We start from the raw sequence: 16,969 nt of genomic DNA, 5'->3' as shown, positions 1-16,969 counted from the left end.
GCCGGTCACCAACCGTCCGGCAACGGACGCCCTTCCTCGTAGCCGGCCGCCGACTGGATGCCGACGACGGCGCGCTCGTGCAGCTCGTCGAGCGACGTCGCGCCGACGTAGGTCGCCGCCGAGCGCACGCCCGCGGTGATGTGGTCGATGAGGTCCTCGACGCCCGGCCGCTTGGGGTCCAGGTACATCCGCGACGACGAGATGCCCTCCTCGTAGAGCGCCTTGCGGKCACGCTCGAAAGCGGTCCCGCCGCGCGTCCGGGCGGCGACCGCACGCGCCGAGGCCATGCCGAAGCTCTCCTTGTACAGCCGGCCGGTGCCGTCGGCGTGCAGGTCGCCGGGGCTCTCGTGCGTGCCCGCGAACCAGGAGCCGACCATGACCTGGGAGGCACCGGCGGCCAGCGCGAGCGCGACGTCGCGGGGGTGCCGCACGCCTCCGTCGGCCCAGACGTGCCGACCCAGCCGGCGCGCCTCGGCGGCGCACTCCAGGACGGCCGAGAACTGCGGGCGGCCGACGGCGGTCATCATCCGCGTCGTGCACATCGCCCCGGGACCGACACCGACCTTGACGATGTCCGCGCCGGCCTCGACCAGGTCGCGCGTCCCGGCGGCCGTCACCACGTTGCCGGCGACGACGGGGACCTGCGGGTCGAGCGAGCGCACCGCGCTCAGGGCGTCGAGCATCTTGCGCTGGTGCCCGTGCGCGGTGTCGACGACGAGGACGTCGATGCCCGCCTCGAGCAGCTCGGAGGCCTTCTGCTTCACGTCGCCGTTGATGCCGACAGCAGCGGCGACGCGCAGCCGGCCGTCCGCGTCGAGCGCGGGCCGGTAGATCGACGAGCGCAGCGCGCCCACCTGCGTGAGCACGCCGACGAGCTCGCCGTCACGGACCACGGGGGAGAACCGGCGCCGGGCCGCGTGCAGCTTCTCGAACGCCGCCTCCAGCCCGCGGTGCCCGCCCTCCTCGAGGACCGCGAGGTCGACGGTCGTCGGGTCGGCGCTCATGACGGCGGCGACCTGGGTGAAGCGGTCCACGCCGCCGCAGTCCGCCTCGGTGACGACACCGATCGGGCGGCCGTCCTCGACGACAACGGCGGCGCCGTGGGACCGCTTGCCGATGAGCGTGAGCGCCGTGTGGACGGTGTCGTGCGGGCCGACGACGACCGCGGTCTCGATGACCGTGTCCTTCGCCTTGACCGAGGCGACGACCTCGGCGACGACGTCGGTCGGGACGTCCTGGGGGAGCACGGTGATGCCTCCCCGGCGGGCGACCGTCTCGGCCATCCGGCGGCCCGCGACGGCCGTCATGTTGGCGACGACGATCGGGACGGTGGTGCCGGTGCCGTCGACGGACGTCAGGTCGACGTCGAAGCGAGAGGTGACCTCGGAACGCGACGGGACCAGGAACACGTCGCCGTAGGTGAGGTCGGAGGTGGCCGAGTGGCCAGGCAGGAAGCGCATGGGTGTTCCCCTTTCCGGTCGATTGTAGTGCGCCGCGCTGGACGTGCTTCCTGGTCCCGACGTCCTAGAGTGTGACGATCCGACTCGCAGGAAAGGCAGGTGCACGCCGAATGGGACAGCTCGATCGCATCAGCTCCCCCCTGGACGTGCGCCGCCTCAGCGCGAAGCAGGCGGACGAGCTCGCCGCCGAGATCCGCACGTTCCTCGTCGAGTCCGTCTCCCGGACCGGCGGGCACCTGGGCCCGAACCTCGGCGTCGTCGAGCTGACGATCGCCATGCACCGCGTGTTCGAGTCGCCGCTCGACACCATGGTCTTCGACACCGGTCACCAGGCCTACGTGCACAAGCTCCTGACGGGCCGCACCGACTTCTCCAGGCTGCGCAGCCGCGACGGCCTGTCCGGGTACCCGAGCCGGTCCGAGTCCGACCACGACGTGGTCGAGAACTCGCACGCGTCGACGGCCCTCAGCTGGGCCGACGGCATCGCCAAGGCCAACGAGCTGCAGGGCCGCGGCGACCGGCACGTCGTCGCAGTCATCGGCGACGGCGCCCTCACGGGCGGCATGGCCTGGGAGGCGCTCAACAACATCGCCGACGGGCAGGACCGGCGTCTCGTCGTCGTCGTCAACGACAACGGGCGCTCGTACGCGCCGACGATCGGCGGCATGGCGCACCACCTGGACACCCTGCGCACGACGCGCGGCTACGAGAACGTGCTGACCTGGGGCAAGCGGACGCTGCGGCGCGCCGGTCCCCCCGGTCGGGCCACCTACGACGCGCTGCACGGCATGAAGAAGGGCATCAAGGACGTCCTGGTGCCGCAGGGCATGTTCGAGGACCTCGGCATCAAGTACGTCGGTCCGGTCGACGGGCACGACATCCGGGCGGTCGAGCGGTCGCTGGCGGCCGCCAAGGCGTTCGGCGGGCCCGTGATCGTGCACGTCATCACCGAGAAGGGCCGCGGGTACACCCCGGCCGAGCAGGACGTCGCCGACCGGTTCCACGCGGTCGGCAGGATCCACCCCGAGACCGGCCTGCCGCTGGCGCCGTCGCGGTTCGGCTGGACCGGCGTGTTCGCCGACGAGATCGTGCAGATCGGCCGTCGCCGCAAGGACGTCGTCGCGATCACCGCCGCCATGCTCCAGCCCGTCGGCCTGGCGCCGTTCGCGGCCGAGTTCCCCGAGCGGGTGTTCGACGTCGGCATCGCCGAGCAGCACGCCGCGACGTCCGCCGCCGGCATGGCGTTCGGCGGCCTGCACCCCGTCGTCGCGATCTACGCGACGTTCCTCAACCGCGCCTTCGACCAGGTGCTCATGGATGTGGCGCTGCACAAGGCGGGCGTCACGTTCGTGCTCGACCGCGCCGGCCTGACCGGTGACGACGGCGCCAGCCACAACGGCATGTGGGACATGGCGATGCTCGGCATCGTCCCCGGGCTGCGGCTCGCGGCACCGCGCGACGAGGCCACCCTGCGCGCCGCCCTGCGTGCCGCCGTCGACGTCGACGACGCACCGACCGTGGTGCGCTACCCCAAGGGCGCCCTGGGCGACCCCATCCCCGCGCTCGAGGACCTGGACGGCGTCGATCTGCTCGCGCGCCACGAGGGTCCGGCCGACGCCCCGTCCGTGCTCGTCGTGGGGATCGGCTCGATGGTCGGCACCGCGCTCGACGTCGCCGACATCCTCGCCGCGCACGGCCTGCGGGTGGACGTCGTCGACCCCCGGTGGGTCCTGCCCGTGCCCGAGTCGCTGACCAAGCTCGTCGGCGAGCACGACCACGTGGTGACCATCGAGGACGGCGTCGTCGACGGCGGCATCGGTGCCCTCGTCGGCCAGCGGGCGGCCGAGGCCGGGATGACCACCCCTGTCCAGGCGTTCGGCATCCCGCGGGCGTTCCTCGACCACGCGACGCGCGACCAGCTCGTCGGCACGCTCCGCCTGCGGCCCACGGACATCGCCCGCGACACCCTCGTCGCGCTCGGTCGTAGAGTGTGACCTACGCGACGTCCTCCTAGGGCCATTCGGCCCGGGTCTCGCGCGCTCCGCCACTTCTAGGGTCGAGGTACCGACCCCATGAGGAGCACAGATGTCCACCAGCACGGTGCCCACCACCGACCGCAGCGCACGCGACCGCGAGCCTGGCTGGCAAGGATTCGCGCCGGGCCCCTGGGTGGACCGGATCGACGTCCGGGACTTCATCCAGCGCAACTACACGCCCTACGAGGGCGACGCGACGTTCCTGGCGGGTCCGACCGCCCGGACGACCGCGCTCTGGGCGCGACTGAGCGAGATGTTCCCGGCCGAGCGTGAGCGCGGCGTCTACGACATCGACGTCCACACGCCGTCGACCATCACGTCGCACGCCCCCGGCTACATCGACGAGGAGAACGAGCTCGTCGTCGGCCTGCAGACCGATGCGCCGCTCAAGCGCGCGATCATGCCCAACGGCGGCTACCGGATGGTCGAGAAGTCGCTCGAGACCTACGGCTTCGACCCCGACCCGGTGGTCGGCAAGATCTTCGGGACGTACCGCAAGACGCACAACGACGGCGTCTTCGACGTCTACCCGCCGGACGTCCGGGCGGCGCGGTCGTCGCACCTGATCACCGGCCTGCCCGACGCCTACGGCCGCGGCCGCATCATCGGCGACTACCGCCGCGTCGCGCTGTACGGGGTCAACGCCCTGATCAAGGCGAAGCGCCAGGAGCGCGCCGCCCTGGACACCCGCCGCTCGTCCGAGGACGTCATCCGCGCCCGCGAGGAGAACAGCGAGCAGATCCGCGCACTCAACGAGCTGAAGACCATGGCGGCGTCGTACGGCTACGACATCTCCGAGCCGGCGACCACCGGCCGCGAGGCCGTGCAGTGGCTGTACTTCGCCTACCTCGGGGCGGTGAAGGAGCAGAACGGCGCGGCGATGTCGCTGGGCCGCACCTCGACCTTCCTGGACATCTACCTGCAGCGGGACCTCGACGCCGGGGTGCTGACCGAGGACCAGGTACAGGAGCTCGTCGACGACTTCGTCATCAAGCTGCGGATCGTACGTTTCCTGCGCACCCCGGAGTACGACGAGCTCTTCTCGGGCGACCCGACCTGGGTGACCGAGACGATCGGCGGCATCGGCAAGGACGGTCGGCCGCTCGTCACGCGCACGTCGTTCCGGTACCTGCAGACGCTGTACAACCTGGGCCCGGCGCCCGAGCCGAACCTGACCGTGTTCTGGAGCGACCGCCTGCCGGTGGAGTTCAAGCGGTTCTGCGCGCAGGTATCGATCGACACCTCGGCCGTGCAGTACGAGTCCGACGAGCTCATCCGGTCGGCCTGGGGCGACGACGCCGCGATCGCGTGCTGCGTCTCGCCGATGCGCGTGGGCAAGCAGATGCAGTTCTTCGGCGCCCGCGTGAACCTGGCCAAGGCGCTGCTGTACGCGATCAACGGCGGTCGTGACGAGATCACCGGTCGCCAGGTCGCACCGGCCACCGACCCCGTCGTCGGCGACGTGCTCGACTACGACGACGTGATGGCCAAGTTCGACACGATGATGGACTGGCTGGCCCAGACCTACATGGACGCGCTCAACTGCGTGCACTACATGCACGACAAGTACGCGTACGAGCGCCTCGAGATGGCGCTGCACGACGCGGACGTGCTGCGCACCATGGCCTGCGGCATCGCCGGGCTGTCGGTCGTGGCCGACTCGCTCGCGGCCATCAAGTACGCGGCCGTGCACCCCGTCCGGGTCCCCGGCGGACTCGTCACGGACTACGTGGTGGACGGCGACTTCCCGACCTACGGGAACGACGACGACCGCGCCGACTCCATCGCGGTCGGGCTCGTCGAGACCTTCATGGGCAAGCTCCGCACGCTGTCCGCGTACCGCGACGCCGTCCCGACGCAGTCGGTCCTGACGATCACGTCGAACGTCGTCTACGGGAAGGCGACCGGGTCGACACCCGACGGTCGGCCCGCCGGCGCTCCGTTCGCACCCGGCGCGAACCCGATGAACGGGCGGGACTCCCACGGGATGCTCGCGTCGGCGCTGTCGGTGGCCAAGATCCCCTACGAGCAGGCTCAGGACGGCATCTCGCTGACCTCGACCGTGCTGCCCGCCGGCCTCGGCCGGACGCCGCAGGAGCGGGTCGGCAACCTCGTCGGGCTCCTCGACGCCTACGTCCTGTCGGACGGGTTCCACATGAACGTCAACGTCCTCAACCGCGAGACGCTCGAGGACGCGATGCTCCACCCGGAGAACTACCCCCAGCTGACCATCCGCGTGTCGGGCTACGCCGTGAACTTCGTGCGACTGACCCGCGAGCAGCAGCTGGACGTGCTCTCCCGGACGTTCCACGGCTCGGTATGAGTACCGCCGTGGGCCTGGGGCTCCCACGGGCACATGCCGGGACGGCAGGCCTGTCCGCGATCGAGCTCGACCGCAGCGCGCGGCTGGAGTCGATCCGGACGGGTGAGCTCGGCTCCGTGCACTCGTGGGAGCTCGTGACGGCCGTCGACGGGCCCGGCACCCGGATGACCGTGTTCCTGGCCGGGTGCCCGCTGCGCTGCCTCTACTGCCACAACCCCGACACGATGGAGATGCGCCGCGGGACGGACGTCACCGCCGACGCGATCCTGGGTCGCCTCGCGCGGTACCGGACCGTTCTCACGGCCACCGGCGGCGGCCTGACGGTCTCCGGCGGCGAGCCGCTCATGCAGCCGGCGTTCACGGCGTCGCTGCTCCACGGCGCCAAGGAGCTGGACCTGCACACCGCGCTCGACACGTCCGGCTTCCTCGGCGCGCACTGCACCGACGCGATGCTCGACGACCTCGACCTGGTGCTGCTGGACGTGAAGTCCGGGTTGCCGGACACGTACCACCGGGTCACCGGGCGCGAGCTCGGTCCCACCCTCGAGTTCGGGCGGCGCCTCAACGACCGCGGCATCGCGATCTGGGTGCGCTTCGTCCTGGTCCCCGGCCTGACCGACTCGCCCGCGAACGTCGCGGCTGCCGCCGACGAGATCGTCGCCTTCGGCGGTGCCGAGCGTGTCGAGGTGCTGCCGTTCCACCAGATGGGGCGCGACAAGTGGGCCGAGCTGGGCCTCGAGTACGCGTTGGAGGACACCGTGCCGCCGAGCCCGTCGCAGGTCGAGGAGGCGCGTTCGGTGTTCCGGGCGCGGGGGTTGACCGTCTACTGACGTCCGGCGCACTACCGTGGGCCCAGCAGACACTCACAGACGAGATCGACCGGGCGCCGTCGGTTCGTCGTACCTCTCGGCGTCCGAAGGTGGGCACATGACCGGCACGACCTCTGCGCGGCCGCCGGCCATGAGCGACGTCGCCGCGCTCGCGGGGGTCTCGCACCAGACCGTCTCGCGCGTGCTCAACGACCACCCGTCGGTCCGGCCGGCCACGCGCGAGCGCGTCAACGACGCGATCGCGCAGCTCGGCTACCGCCGCAACAGCGCCGCCCGGGCCCTGGTCACCCGCCGGTCGGGGGTGCTCGGCGTCGTCACGCCCGCGACCGCCCTCTACGGCCCGACGAGCACGCTGGTCGGCCTCGAGGAGGCCGCTCGCGAGGTCGGCTGGTACGTCTCCGTCGCGACGATCCGCACGTTCGACGGCGAGACGATGCATTCTGCGGTCGAGCACTTCCTGGGCCACGGCGTGGACGGCATCGCGATCATCGCGCCGACCACGGAGGTCGCCGCCGCCATCGCCGCGATCGACCTGCCCGTCCCGGTCGTCCTCATCTCCTCGGCCTCCGACCTGCCCGCCGAGACCTACCTGCACGCGGTCGGCGTCGACCAGCGGCACGGCGCCCGGCTTGCCACGCAGCACCTGCTCGACCAGGGCCACACCTCGGTCCTGCACGTGGCGGGGCCGCAGGACTGGTTCGACGCGCAGGACCGCCTCGCCGGCTGGCGCGAGATCAGCGGCCCCGGGGCGCCGCAGCACATCGAGGCCGCCTGGGACGCCGCCGACGGGTACGACCTCGGCCTGCGGCTGGCGCGCGAGGGGCTGCCGTCGGCGATCTTCGCCGCGAACGACCAGCTCGCCCTCGGTCTGCTGCACGCCTTCTGGGAGGCAGGCGTCCGCGTGCCGTCGGACGTGGCGCTCGTCGGGTTCGACGACGAGGTCGGGTCCGCCCACTACACACCGCCCCTGACCACGGTCCGGCAGGACTTCGGGGCGCTCGGACGGCTGGCCGTCTCGTCGCTGCAGGCCGCGTTCGCGGGGGAGCAGACGCTGCACCAGCGCATCCCCGCCGAGCTGGTCGTCCGCGCCAGCTCCGTCCGCCCGAGCTGAGCCTGCTCGGCCCCCGTCAGGGCGTCCAGTTCTGTGTCGACCTAGCCTCGCTTGGGACACGTGTGACTGGTGAGGTGCCTCACGCGTCCCACCCGTCACTCCTGTCCCTGGTGCGGCTAGGTCCGCACGCGGAGGCCGGGGCGGTGCGTGCGGGCAACCTCGTGAGAACCCCGCCCGCGCCGCCCGGGCGCGTCGGGTGCGTTCGTGCGCACGGCCGCACGCGCCGACCGTCTGCGCGTCGGGCGCGTTCGTGCGCACGGCCGCACGCGCTGACTGGGCGGGCGTCGACTGCGTTCGTGAGCTCGGCCGCATGGACCGGTCGGGCGGGCGTTGGCCGACCTCGGGAGGACCGAGACCGAAATGAGACCAATCCGGTGTGGACAAGACGGGCGATGTTAGCGCTAACATTCAACCGGCCGCCGGCGTCCGCCGCGGTCGTCTGCAGAGAGGCAGCGTGATGACGTTCGACCCGGTCGAGGCCCTCGTGAGCGGTCGGACGACGCTCGGCATCGAGCTGGGGTCCACGCGCATCAAGGCCGTCCTCGTCGGTCCGGACCTCGCACCGCTCGCGAGCGGCAGCCACGACTGGGAGAACCAGTTCGTCGACCGGGTCTGGACGTACTCGCTCGACGCGGTGTGGACGGGTCTGCGGGAGAGTGTCGCGGCGCTGCTCGACGACGCCGAGGCGCAGTACGGCGTGCGCCCGGCGACGTTCGGGGCGATCGGCGTCTCCGCGATGATGCACGGGTACCTGCCCTTCGACGAGGCCGGCGAGCTCCTGGTGCCGTTCCGAACCTGGCGCAACACCAGCACCGGGCCGGCCGCCGCCGAGCTGACCGGGCTGTTCGGCCACAACATCCCCTTGCGATGGTCCGTCGCGCACCTGCGCCAGGCCGCGCTCGACGCCGAGCCGCACGTGCCCGAGGTGCGCTTCCTGACCACGCTCGCGGGCTACGTCCACTGGCAGCTCACCGGCCGCAAGGTGCTCGGCATCGGCGACGCCTCGGGCATGTTCCCGATCGACCCGGCGACCCGGTCGTGGGACGCGCGCATGCTCGCCGCGTACCCCGGTCCGGACCTCGCGCCGCTGCTCCCCGAGATCCTGCTCGCCGGTCAGGAGGCCGGCCGGCTCACCGAGGCGGGCGCCGCGCTCCTCGACCCGACCGGGACCGTGCAGCCGGGCATCCCGCTCTGCCCGCCCGAGGGCGACGCCGGCACCGGGATGGTCGCCACCAACGCGGTCGCGCCGCGCACGGGCAACGTCAGCGTCGGCACCAGCATCTTCGCGATGGTCGTGCTCGAACGCCCGCTCTCGACGGTCCACCACGAGCTCGACCTGGTGACCACCCCGGCCGGCGACCTCGTCGCGATGGTGCACTGCAACAACGGTGCGAGCGAGCTCGGGGCGTGGGCGGAGGTCTTCGGTCAGTTCGCCGCGGCCCTCGGTCACCCGACCTCGTCGGACGAGGTGTTCGGGGTCCTGCTGCGCGAGGCTCTCGCGGGCGAGCCCGACGGCGGGGGGCTGCTCGCCTACAACTACCTCTCGGGCGAGCCGATCACCGGGCTGTCCGAGGGGCGTCCGCTGATCGTGCGGACCCCCGACAGCCGGCTCACGCTCGCCAACCTCGTTCGTGCCCAGGTCTACGGCGCGTTCGGCACGCTGAGCCTGGGGATGCGCGTCCTGACCGCGGAGGGTGTCGAGCTCGACGCGATGTACGCCCACGGCGGGATGTTCCGGACGGCCGGGGTGGCGCAGCGGCTGCTCGCCGCCGCCGTCGGGGCGCCGGTGACGGTCGGCGAGACCGCGGGCGAGGGCGGGGCGTGGGGGATCGCGGTGCTCGCCGCCTACCTCGACGCCGGGCCGGAGCAGGACCTGAGCGCCTACCTGAGCACGCGCGTTTTCGGCGACGCGGTCGCCGTGACGGTGGCGCCCGACGCGGGGGACGTCCAGGGGTTCGACACCTACCTCGAGCGCTACAGCGCGGGCCTCGCGATCGAGCGCGCCGCGGTGGAGGCGGTCTAGGACATGGCACAGGAGACCGACATGACGACGTACACCCGCCCGGTCCTCGAGGCGGTCGCCCGCACCCGCGAGGTCGTGGCGCGCCTGCACGCGGAGCTCCCACGGTGGGGTCTGGTCGTGTGGACGGCCGGGAACGTGTCGCAGCGCGTGCTGGTCGACCCGGCGACGGGACCCGGGCTCGACGACCTGTTCGTCATCAAGCCGTCCGGCGTGACGTACGACGAGCTCACCGAGAGCTCGATGGTCGTCTGCGACCTCGACGGGAAGCTCGTCGACGGAGACCGCGCGCCCTCGTCGGACACCGCGGCCCACGCCTACGTCTACCGGAACATGCCCGAGGTCGGTGGGGTCGTGCACACCCACTCGACGTACGCGACGGCTTGGGCGGCCCGCGCCGAACCCATCCCGTGCGTGCTGACGATGATGGCCGACGAGTTCGGCGGCGACGTCCCGGTCGGCCCGTTCGCCCTGATCGGCGACGACTCGATCGGCCGCGGCATCGTCGAGACGCTGCGCGACTCCCGCAGCCCTGCCGTGCTCATGCGCAACCACGGACCGTTCACGGTGGGCCGCGACGCCCTCGCGGCGGTGAAGGCCGCGGTGATGGTCGAGGAGGTGGCGCGCACGGTGCACGTCGCGCGCCAGCTCGGCCCGACCGTCCGGATCGCCCAGGAAGACATCGACTCGCTCTACGCGCGCTACCAGCACGTGTACGGACAGACCCTCACGGAGGACCGTTCATGACCAAGCCGTACGCCGACCGCGAGATCTGGTTCCTGACCGGGAGCCAGGGCCTCTACGGCGAGGACACGCTCCGGCAGGTGGCCGAGCAGTCGCAGGAGATCGCCCGAGTGCTCGGCACGCTGCTGCCGGCGACGCTCGTCTGGAAGCCGGTGCTGACCACGTCGGACGCGATCCGCCGGACCGCGCTCGAGGCCAACGCCGACGACTCCGTGATCGGCGTGATCACCTGGATGCACACCTTCTCGCCGGCCAAGATGTGGATCGCGGGGCTCGACGCGCTGCGCACGCCGCTGCTCCACCTGCACACGCAGGCGAACGTCGAGCTGCCGTGGGACACCATCGACTTCGACTTCATGAACCTCAACCAGGCCGCCCACGGCGACCGCGAGTTCGGCTACATCGCGACCCGCCTGGGTGCGCCGCGCAAGACCGTCGCCGGTCACGTGAGCAACCCGGCCGTCACGGCCTCGATCGCCACCTGGGTGCGCGCCTGCGCGGGCTGGGCGGCGACCAACGACCTGCGCCTGGCACGGTTCGGCGACAACATGCGCAACGTCGCCGTGACCGAGGGCGACAAGACGGAGGCCGAGCTGCGGTTCGGCGTCTCGGTCAACACCTGGGGCGTGAACGACCTGGTCGCGGCCGTCGACGAGGTGGCGGACCCGGACATCGACAAGCTCGTGGCCGAGTACGAGGACCTCTACGACGTGGCGCCCGAGCTGCGTCGCGGGGGGGAGCGGCACGAGTCGCTGCGCTACGGCGCCCGCCAGGAGGTGGCGCTGCGCACCCTGCTGGAGCAGCTCGGCTCCAAGGCCTTCACGACGAGCTTCGAGGACCTCGGCGCCTTGCGCCAGCTGCCCGGGCTCGCGGTGCAGCGGCTCATGGCGGACGGCTACGGCTTCGGCGCCGAGGGCGACTGGAAGACCGCGATCCTCGTGCGAGCGGCCAAGGTGATGGGCGCCGGGCTGCCCGGCGGCGCCTCGTTGATGGAGGACTACACCTACGACCTGACCCCGGGCGCCGAGCGCATCCTCGGGGCGCACATGCTCGAGGTCTGCCCGACGCTGACCACCGCGCGGCCGAGCCTCGAGGTGCACCCCCTCGGCATCGGCGGCAAGGAGGACCCGGTCCGGCTGGTGTTCGACGCGGACCCGGGCGTCGGCGTCGTCGTGTCGCTCGCCGACCTGCGCGACAGGTTCCGGCTCACGGCCAACGTGGTCGACGTCGTCGCGCCGTCCGCACCCCTGCCGCACCTCCCGGTCGCGCGAGCGGTCTGGGAGCCGCGGCCCGACTTCCGCACCTCGGCGGAGGCGTGGCTCACGGCGGGCGGAGCGCACCACACGGTCCTGTCGACCGCGGTCGGCATCGAGGTGTTCGAGGACTTCGCCGAGATCGCCCGCACGGAGCTGCTGGTGATCGACGAGGGCACGACCCGCCGGGGGTTCAAGGACCAGGTCCGCTGGAACCAGGTGTACTTCCGGGTGGCGCAGGGCTTGTGACACGTATCGACAAGAACGTGATCAGAACGCAACAAAAAGAGGAGGCACTCCGCACGATGTGAGCGCTAACATCGCTTAGCTGAACCCGCTGCCGACCGGCCCTCGCCGGACGCAGCGGTGCTCGCGGGTCCCGTGCCTGGGACTTCGCGGCGCGGACCGGCCGGCGTGGGCCGGTCCAGCGTGCCTGTCGTTCTCAAGGAGGAGAATCAGATGCTCAGCAAGAGGTTCAGGACCAGCGCGATCGTCGCCGGCGTCGCAGCACTCGCACTCGGTCTGGCGGCGTGCGGAGGCAGCGACAGCGGCGACGACGCCAGTGGCGGCTCGACCGCGCAGGCCGGTGGCGGCGGCGACGACGCCATCGTCGTCGGCTTCAGCCAGGTCGGCTCGGAGAGCGGCTGGCGCGCGGCCAACACCAAGTCCATCCAGGACACCCTGACCGCGGACGCAGGCTTCGACCTGAAGTTCTCGGACGCGCAGCAGAAGCAGGAGAACCAGATCCAGGCGATCAGGTCGTACATCGCCCAGGGCGTCGACTACATCGCGTTCTCGCCCGTGGTCGAGTCCGGCTGGGACGCGGTCCTCGAGGAGGCCAAGGCGGCCAACATCCCCGTGATCCTCACCGACCGCGCGGTCGACACCGAGGACACGTCGCTCTACAAGACGTTCATCGGGTCGGACTTCGTCCAGGAGGGCGAGCGGATCGGCAAGTACGTCTCCGACACCCTCGGCACGGAGCCGATCAACGTCGTCGAGCTGCAGGGCACCACGGGCTCGGCACCGGCGAACGACCGCAAGTCCGGCTTCGCGGACGCGATCAAGGACAACCCGAACGTCAAGGTGATCGCGTCGGAGACCGGTAACTTCACGCGCGCCGAGGGCAAGACGGTCATGGAGGGCTTCCTCCAGGCGTACCCGGACATCGACGTGGTCTACGCCCACAACGACGACATGGGCCTGGGTGCGATCGAGGCGATCGAGGCTGCCGGCAAGGTGCCCGGCAAGGACATCAAGGTCGTCAGCATCGACGGCGTCCACGACGGCATGGTCGCGCTCTCCGAGGGCAAGATCAGCTACATCGTCGAGTGCAACCCGCTGCTCGGCCCGGACCTGGCGGAGATCATCAAGACGCTGAACAGCGGTGGCACGGTCGAGCCGCGCATCGTCACGCAGGACGGCGAGTTCAACCAGGAGCAGGCGATCGCGGCCCTGCCCGACCGGCAGTACTGACGGACATCTGACCCTGTCCACGCCGCTCCCCGGGGCCCACGCCCCGGGGAGCGGCTCATCCCGCCGACCCGTACGGTCGGTTCGGAGGAAAGGTCGACGATGACCGCAACGCAGCAGCAGGACCCCCCGATCGTCACGATGTCGGGGATCACCCTCGGCTTCCCGGGGGTCAAAGCCCTCGACGGTGTCGACTTCCGCCTGTTCCCCGGTGAGGTGCACGCCCTCATGGGCGAGAACGGTGCCGGGAAGTCCACCCTCATCAAGGCGCTCACCGGCGTGTACGCGATCGATGCGGGCAGCATCGTCGTCGACGGGCAGGAACGGTCCTTCACGGGCCCTGCCCAGGCGCAGGACGCCGGGATCAGCACCGTGTACCAAGAGGTCAACCTCTGCGACAACCTGTCCGTCGCCGAGAACATCATGCTCGGGCACGAGGTGCGCCGGGCCGGCGTGATCGACTGGCGCAGCACGCGCCGCGCGGCCCGTGACCACCTGGCCACCCTCAACCTGGACATCGACCCCAAGTCGTCGCTGTCCTCGCACTCGCTCGCCGTGCAGCAGCTCGTGGCGATCTCCCGGGCCATGGTCGTCGACGCCCGCGTGCTCATCCTCGACGAGCCGACCTCGAGCCTGGACGCCGACGAGGTCGCTCGGCTGTTCGACGTCGTCCGCAGGCTGCGCGACAGCGGCGTCGCCATCCTGTTCGTCTCCCACTTCCTCGACCAGGTCTACGCGATCAGCGACCGTCTGACCGTGCTGCGCAACGGGGCGCTGGTGGGGGAGTACCGCCCGTCCGAGCTGCCGCGCGTCGAGCTGGTGCAGAAGATGATCGGCCGCGCGCTCGAGGTGCTCGAGGAGCTCGAGGAGGCGCCCAAGCGGTCCGTCGCCGAGCGCTCCGACACCGCACCGTTCGTGCAGGCCATCGGCCTGGGGCGCAAGGGGTCGATCGAGCCGTTCGACCTCGACGTCTACGCCGGCGAGGTGGTCGGGCTGGCCGGACTGCTGGGCTCCGGCCGCACCGAGCTCGCGCGGCTGCTGTACGGCGCCGACCGCGCCGACCACGGCGAGGTGCGGGTGCTGGGCGAGCCGACGAAGCTGCGCACCCCGCGCTCTGCGCTGGCCCGCGGCATCGTCTACTCCTCGGAGAGCCGCAAGACCGAGGGCATCGTCGGCGACCTGACCGTCCGCGAGAACATCACGCTGGGGCTGCAGGCCGACCGCGGCTGGCTGCGGAAGGTGTCCCGCCGCAAGACCGACGAGGTCGTCGACGGGTACATCAAGGCGCTCGGCATCCGTCCCGCCAACCCGGAGGCGATCGCGGCCAACCTCTCGGGCGGCAACCAGCAGAAGGTGCTGCTCGCCCGGTGGCTCGCCACCCAGCCCAAGCTGCTGATCCTCGACGAGCCCACCCGCGGCATCGACGTCGGCGCCAAGGCGGAGATCCAGAAGCTCGTCGCCGAGCTCGCGTCCCAGGGCATGGCCGTCGTCTTCATCTCGGCCGAGCTCGAGGAGGTCCTGCGGCTCTCGCACCGGATCGCCGTGCTGCGCGACCGCCGTCTGGTCGCCCAGATCACCAACTCGGACGACGTCACCACCGACGACGTGGTCCACCTGATCGCGAGCGGAGGGGCTGAGTCATGAGCACCATCACCCGGCACCGCCTGTTCTGGCCCGTCGTCGCGCTCCTCGCCCTGCTGCTGGCCAGCGTGCTGAAGTCGCACACGTTCCTCGACATCGAGGTCCGTGACGGGCACCTGTTCGGCGGTCCTATCGACATCATCCGTCGCACGAGCGTGCTGCTCCTGGTCGCGCTCGGCATGACGCTGGTGATCGCGACACGCGGCATCGACCTGTCGGTCGGCGCCGTCATGGCGATCGCGGGTGCGATCGCGCTGACGCAGATCGCCTCCTCGCCCGACCCCGGGTCGGTGGCCACGGTGGCCTCCGCGATGGCCACCGCCCTGCTGGTGTGCCTCGTCATCGGGATCTGGAACGGGTTCCTCATCGCGGTCGTCGGCATCCAACCGATCATCGCGACACTGGTCCTGATGACGGCCGGTCGCGGCATCGCCATGCTCATCACCGGCGGCCAGATCACCACCGTGACGAGCGCCCCCTACAAGTCGCTCGCGTCGGGGTACACGCTCGGCCTGCCGAACGCGGCGCTGATCGCCGGGTTCTTCTTCGTGGTGACGGCGTTGGTCACCCGCCGCACGGCGCTCGGGGTGCTCATCGAGGCGGTCGGCATCAACCCGTCGGCCAGCCGGCTCGCCGGTGTGCGGGCGCGGACGATCATCTGGACCGTCTACATCCTCTGCGCGCTCTTCGCGTGCATCGCGGGGTTCATCAAGAGTGCCGACACGATGGCGGCCGACGCCAACAACGTCGGCCTGTTCATCGAGCTCGACGCCATCCTCGCGGTCGTCATCGGAGGCACGTCGCTCGCGGGAGGCAAGTTCTCCCTGGCGGGCACGCTCGTCGGCGCCCTGGTGATCACGACGCTCACGCTCACGATCACGATCCTCGGTGTGCCGGCCAACGCAGTGTCGCTGTTCAAGGCGCTCGTCGTCATCGTCGTCTGCCTGCTGCAGTCACCCAAGGTGCGGAACAGCTCATGGGGTCGACGTCGACCAGCCGCCCCCGCCCCCGCGCCCGTGGAGGTTCCGGCCTGATGGCGACCGACCAGCTCACCTCGCCGACCGTGTCGGACCCCTCGACGACCTCCCGTCGCCGCAGGTTCCGGATCGACGACCGCTACATCCCCGTGCTCGGCACGGTCATCGTGCTCGTCCTGATGCTCGCCATCGGTGGGAACCTGTACGAGAACTTCCTCACGGGCCGCGTCATGGCCAACGTGCTCATCAACAACTCGTTCCTCGTGGTCCTCGCGGTGGGCATGACCTTCGTGATCCTCACGGGCGGCATCGACCTGTCGGTCGGTGCGGTCCTGGCCCTGTCCACGTGCGTGTCGGCGTGGATGTTCACGCACGGATGGAGTGCCGCCTTCGCCATCCCGGCGGCCGTCCTCGTCGGAACGCTGATCGGCCTGGCCGTCGGGCTGATGATCCACGTCTTCGAGGTACAGCCGTTCATCGCCACGTTGGCGGCGATGTTCCTGGCCCGAGGCCTGTGCTACATCGTCGCGCCCGAGTCGATCCCGATCACCGACCCGACCATCGTCTCTCTCTCGCAGACCCGGTGGCCGCTCTTCGGCACGTTCGACATCACGCCCAGCGGCGTCATCGCACTTGCCGTGGTGCTGATCGCGTTCGTCACCCTGCACTACACGCGGTTCGGTCGCACGGTCTACGCCATCGGCGGCAGCGAGCAGTCCGCCCGGCTCATGGGCCTGCCCGTGGCGCGCACCAAGGTGCTCGTCTACGTCATCAGCGGAACGTGCGCGGGCATCGGCGGACTCCTCTTCGTGGTGTTCTCGCGGTCCGGGTACTCGCTCACGGGCGTGGGCATGGAGCTCGACGCGATCGCCGCGGTGGTCATCGGTGGCACCCTGCTGACCGGAGGGAGCGGCTTCGTCCTCGGGTCCGTGATGGGTGTGGTCGTGCTGGGTCTGATCCAGACGATCATCACGTTCCAGGGCACGCTGAGCTCCTGGTGGACCAAGATCTTCATCGGCGCGCTGCTGCTGGTCTTCGTGGTCCTGCAGCGGCTCCTGGCGCTCCGCAGACGCTAGCCGGGCAACGCACGAGGGAGGCGGT

The 16,969-nt window shown here is 71.0% G+C and carries 12 protein-coding genes; 11 read left to right on the top strand and 1 reads right to left on the bottom strand.

Annotation, left to right across the window (positions count from 1 at the left end; genetic code table 11):
• Positions 1–5: 5 nt before the first annotated feature.
• Positions 6–1,460: a GuaB1 family IMP dehydrogenase-related protein gene (locus tag AC1DZC_RS05610; RefSeq protein ID WP_477042539.1), complete on the bottom strand. Its 1,455-nt coding sequence runs from the start codon at positions 1,458–1,460 to the stop codon at positions 6–8.
• 110 nt (positions 1,461–1,570) lie between these two features.
• On the opposite strand from AC1DZC_RS05610, the gene dxs reads away from it, so the two are divergent.
• The 11 genes from dxs (at position 1,571) to yjfF (ending at position 16,944) form a co-directional block, all read left to right on the top strand.
• Entirely contained in the window at positions 1,571–3,454 is a 1,884-nt protein-coding gene (dxs, locus tag AC1DZC_RS05605; RefSeq protein ID WP_477042538.1) for a 1-deoxy-D-xylulose-5-phosphate synthase, read from the top strand.
• A 91-nt stretch (positions 3,455–3,545) separates the two neighbouring features.
• Positions 3,546–5,819 carry a formate C-acetyltransferase gene (gene pflB / locus AC1DZC_RS05600; RefSeq protein WP_477042537.1) on the top strand — a complete coding sequence of 758 codons (2,274 nt, stop codon included), beginning with the start codon at positions 3,546–3,548 and terminating at the stop codon, positions 5,817–5,819.
• Positions 5,816–6,649: a pyruvate formate-lyase-activating protein gene (gene pflA, locus AC1DZC_RS05595; protein ID WP_477042536.1), complete on the top strand. Its 834-nt coding sequence runs from the start codon at positions 5,816–5,818 to the stop codon at positions 6,647–6,649. The genes pflB and pflA overlap by 4 nt, the downstream gene beginning before the upstream one ends.
• A gap of 97 nt (positions 6,650–6,746) precedes the next feature.
• Complete coding sequence (locus AC1DZC_RS05590; protein WP_477039479.1) at positions 6,747–7,760, top strand: LacI family DNA-binding transcriptional regulator; 1,014 nt, start codon at positions 6,747–6,749, stop codon at positions 7,758–7,760.
• Positions 7,761–8,217: 457 nt separating this feature from the next.
• Positions 8,218–9,783, top strand: coding sequence for a xylulokinase (locus AC1DZC_RS05585; RefSeq protein ID WP_477042535.1), 1,566 nt, complete (start codon positions 8,218–8,220; stop codon positions 9,781–9,783).
• Positions 9,784–9,804: 21 nt separating this feature from the next.
• Positions 9,805–10,527, top strand: coding sequence for an L-ribulose-5-phosphate 4-epimerase (locus AC1DZC_RS05580; RefSeq protein WP_477042534.1), 723 nt, complete (start codon positions 9,805–9,807; stop codon positions 10,525–10,527).
• On the top strand, positions 10,524–12,026 hold the full coding sequence (araA, locus tag AC1DZC_RS05575; RefSeq protein ID WP_477042533.1) for an L-arabinose isomerase: 1,503 nt from the start codon (positions 10,524–10,526) through the stop codon (positions 12,024–12,026). Before AC1DZC_RS05580 ends, araA begins: the two co-directional genes overlap by 4 nt.
• 210 nt (positions 12,027–12,236) lie before the next feature.
• Positions 12,237–13,253, top strand: coding sequence for an ABC transporter substrate-binding protein (locus AC1DZC_RS05570; protein WP_477039476.1), 1,017 nt, complete (start codon positions 12,237–12,239; stop codon positions 13,251–13,253).
• A 99-nt stretch (positions 13,254–13,352) separates the two neighbouring features.
• Positions 13,353–14,894 carry a sugar ABC transporter ATP-binding protein gene (locus AC1DZC_RS05565; RefSeq protein ID WP_477042532.1) on the top strand — a complete coding sequence of 514 codons (1,542 nt, stop codon included), beginning with the start codon at positions 13,353–13,355 and terminating at the stop codon, positions 14,892–14,894.
• Positions 14,891–15,925 (top strand): ABC transporter permease, encoded by a 1,035-nt coding sequence (locus tag AC1DZC_RS05560; RefSeq protein WP_477039474.1) that lies wholly within the window; start codon positions 14,891–14,893, stop codon positions 15,923–15,925. Before AC1DZC_RS05565 ends, AC1DZC_RS05560 begins: the two co-directional genes overlap by 4 nt.
• Positions 15,925–16,944, top strand: coding sequence for a galactofuranose ABC transporter, permease protein YjfF (gene yjfF, locus AC1DZC_RS05555; protein ID WP_477039473.1), 1,020 nt, complete (start codon positions 15,925–15,927; stop codon positions 16,942–16,944). The genes AC1DZC_RS05560 and yjfF overlap by 1 nt, the downstream gene beginning before the upstream one ends.
• The last annotated feature ends 25 nt before the right edge of the window (positions 16,945–16,969 follow it).

This window comes from Cellulomonas sp. P2_B4 (genome assembly GCF_056404795.1).
This window is presented reverse-complemented; position numbering and strand designations above follow the sequence as displayed.

Bases quoted from the DNA above. Each gene is read 5' to 3' on its own strand.
- dxs (WP_477042538.1), top strand. From the start codon at position 1,571: ATGGGACAGCTCGATCGCATCAGCTCCCCCCTGGACGTGCGCCGCCTC.
- pflB (WP_477042537.1), top strand. From the start codon at position 3,546: ATGTCCACCAGCACGGTGCCCACCACCGACCGCAGCGCACGCGACCGC.
- pflA (WP_477042536.1), top strand. From the start codon at position 5,816: ATGAGTACCGCCGTGGGCCTGGGGCTCCCACGGGCACATGCCGGGACG.
- AC1DZC_RS05590 (WP_477039479.1), top strand. From the start codon at position 6,747: ATGACCGGCACGACCTCTGCGCGGCCGCCGGCCATGAGCGACGTCGCC.
- AC1DZC_RS05585 (WP_477042535.1), top strand. From the start codon at position 8,218: ATGACGTTCGACCCGGTCGAGGCCCTCGTGAGCGGTCGGACGACGCTC.
- AC1DZC_RS05580 (WP_477042534.1), top strand. From the start codon at position 9,805: ATGACGACGTACACCCGCCCGGTCCTCGAGGCGGTCGCCCGCACCCGC.
- araA (WP_477042533.1), top strand. From the start codon at position 10,524: ATGACCAAGCCGTACGCCGACCGCGAGATCTGGTTCCTGACCGGGAGC.
- AC1DZC_RS05570 (WP_477039476.1), top strand. From the start codon at position 12,237: ATGCTCAGCAAGAGGTTCAGGACCAGCGCGATCGTCGCCGGCGTCGCA.
- AC1DZC_RS05565 (WP_477042532.1), top strand. From the start codon at position 13,353: ATGACCGCAACGCAGCAGCAGGACCCCCCGATCGTCACGATGTCGGGG.
- AC1DZC_RS05560 (WP_477039474.1), top strand. From the start codon at position 14,891: ATGAGCACCATCACCCGGCACCGCCTGTTCTGGCCCGTCGTCGCGCTC.
- yjfF (WP_477039473.1), top strand. From the start codon at position 15,925: ATGGCGACCGACCAGCTCACCTCGCCGACCGTGTCGGACCCCTCGACG.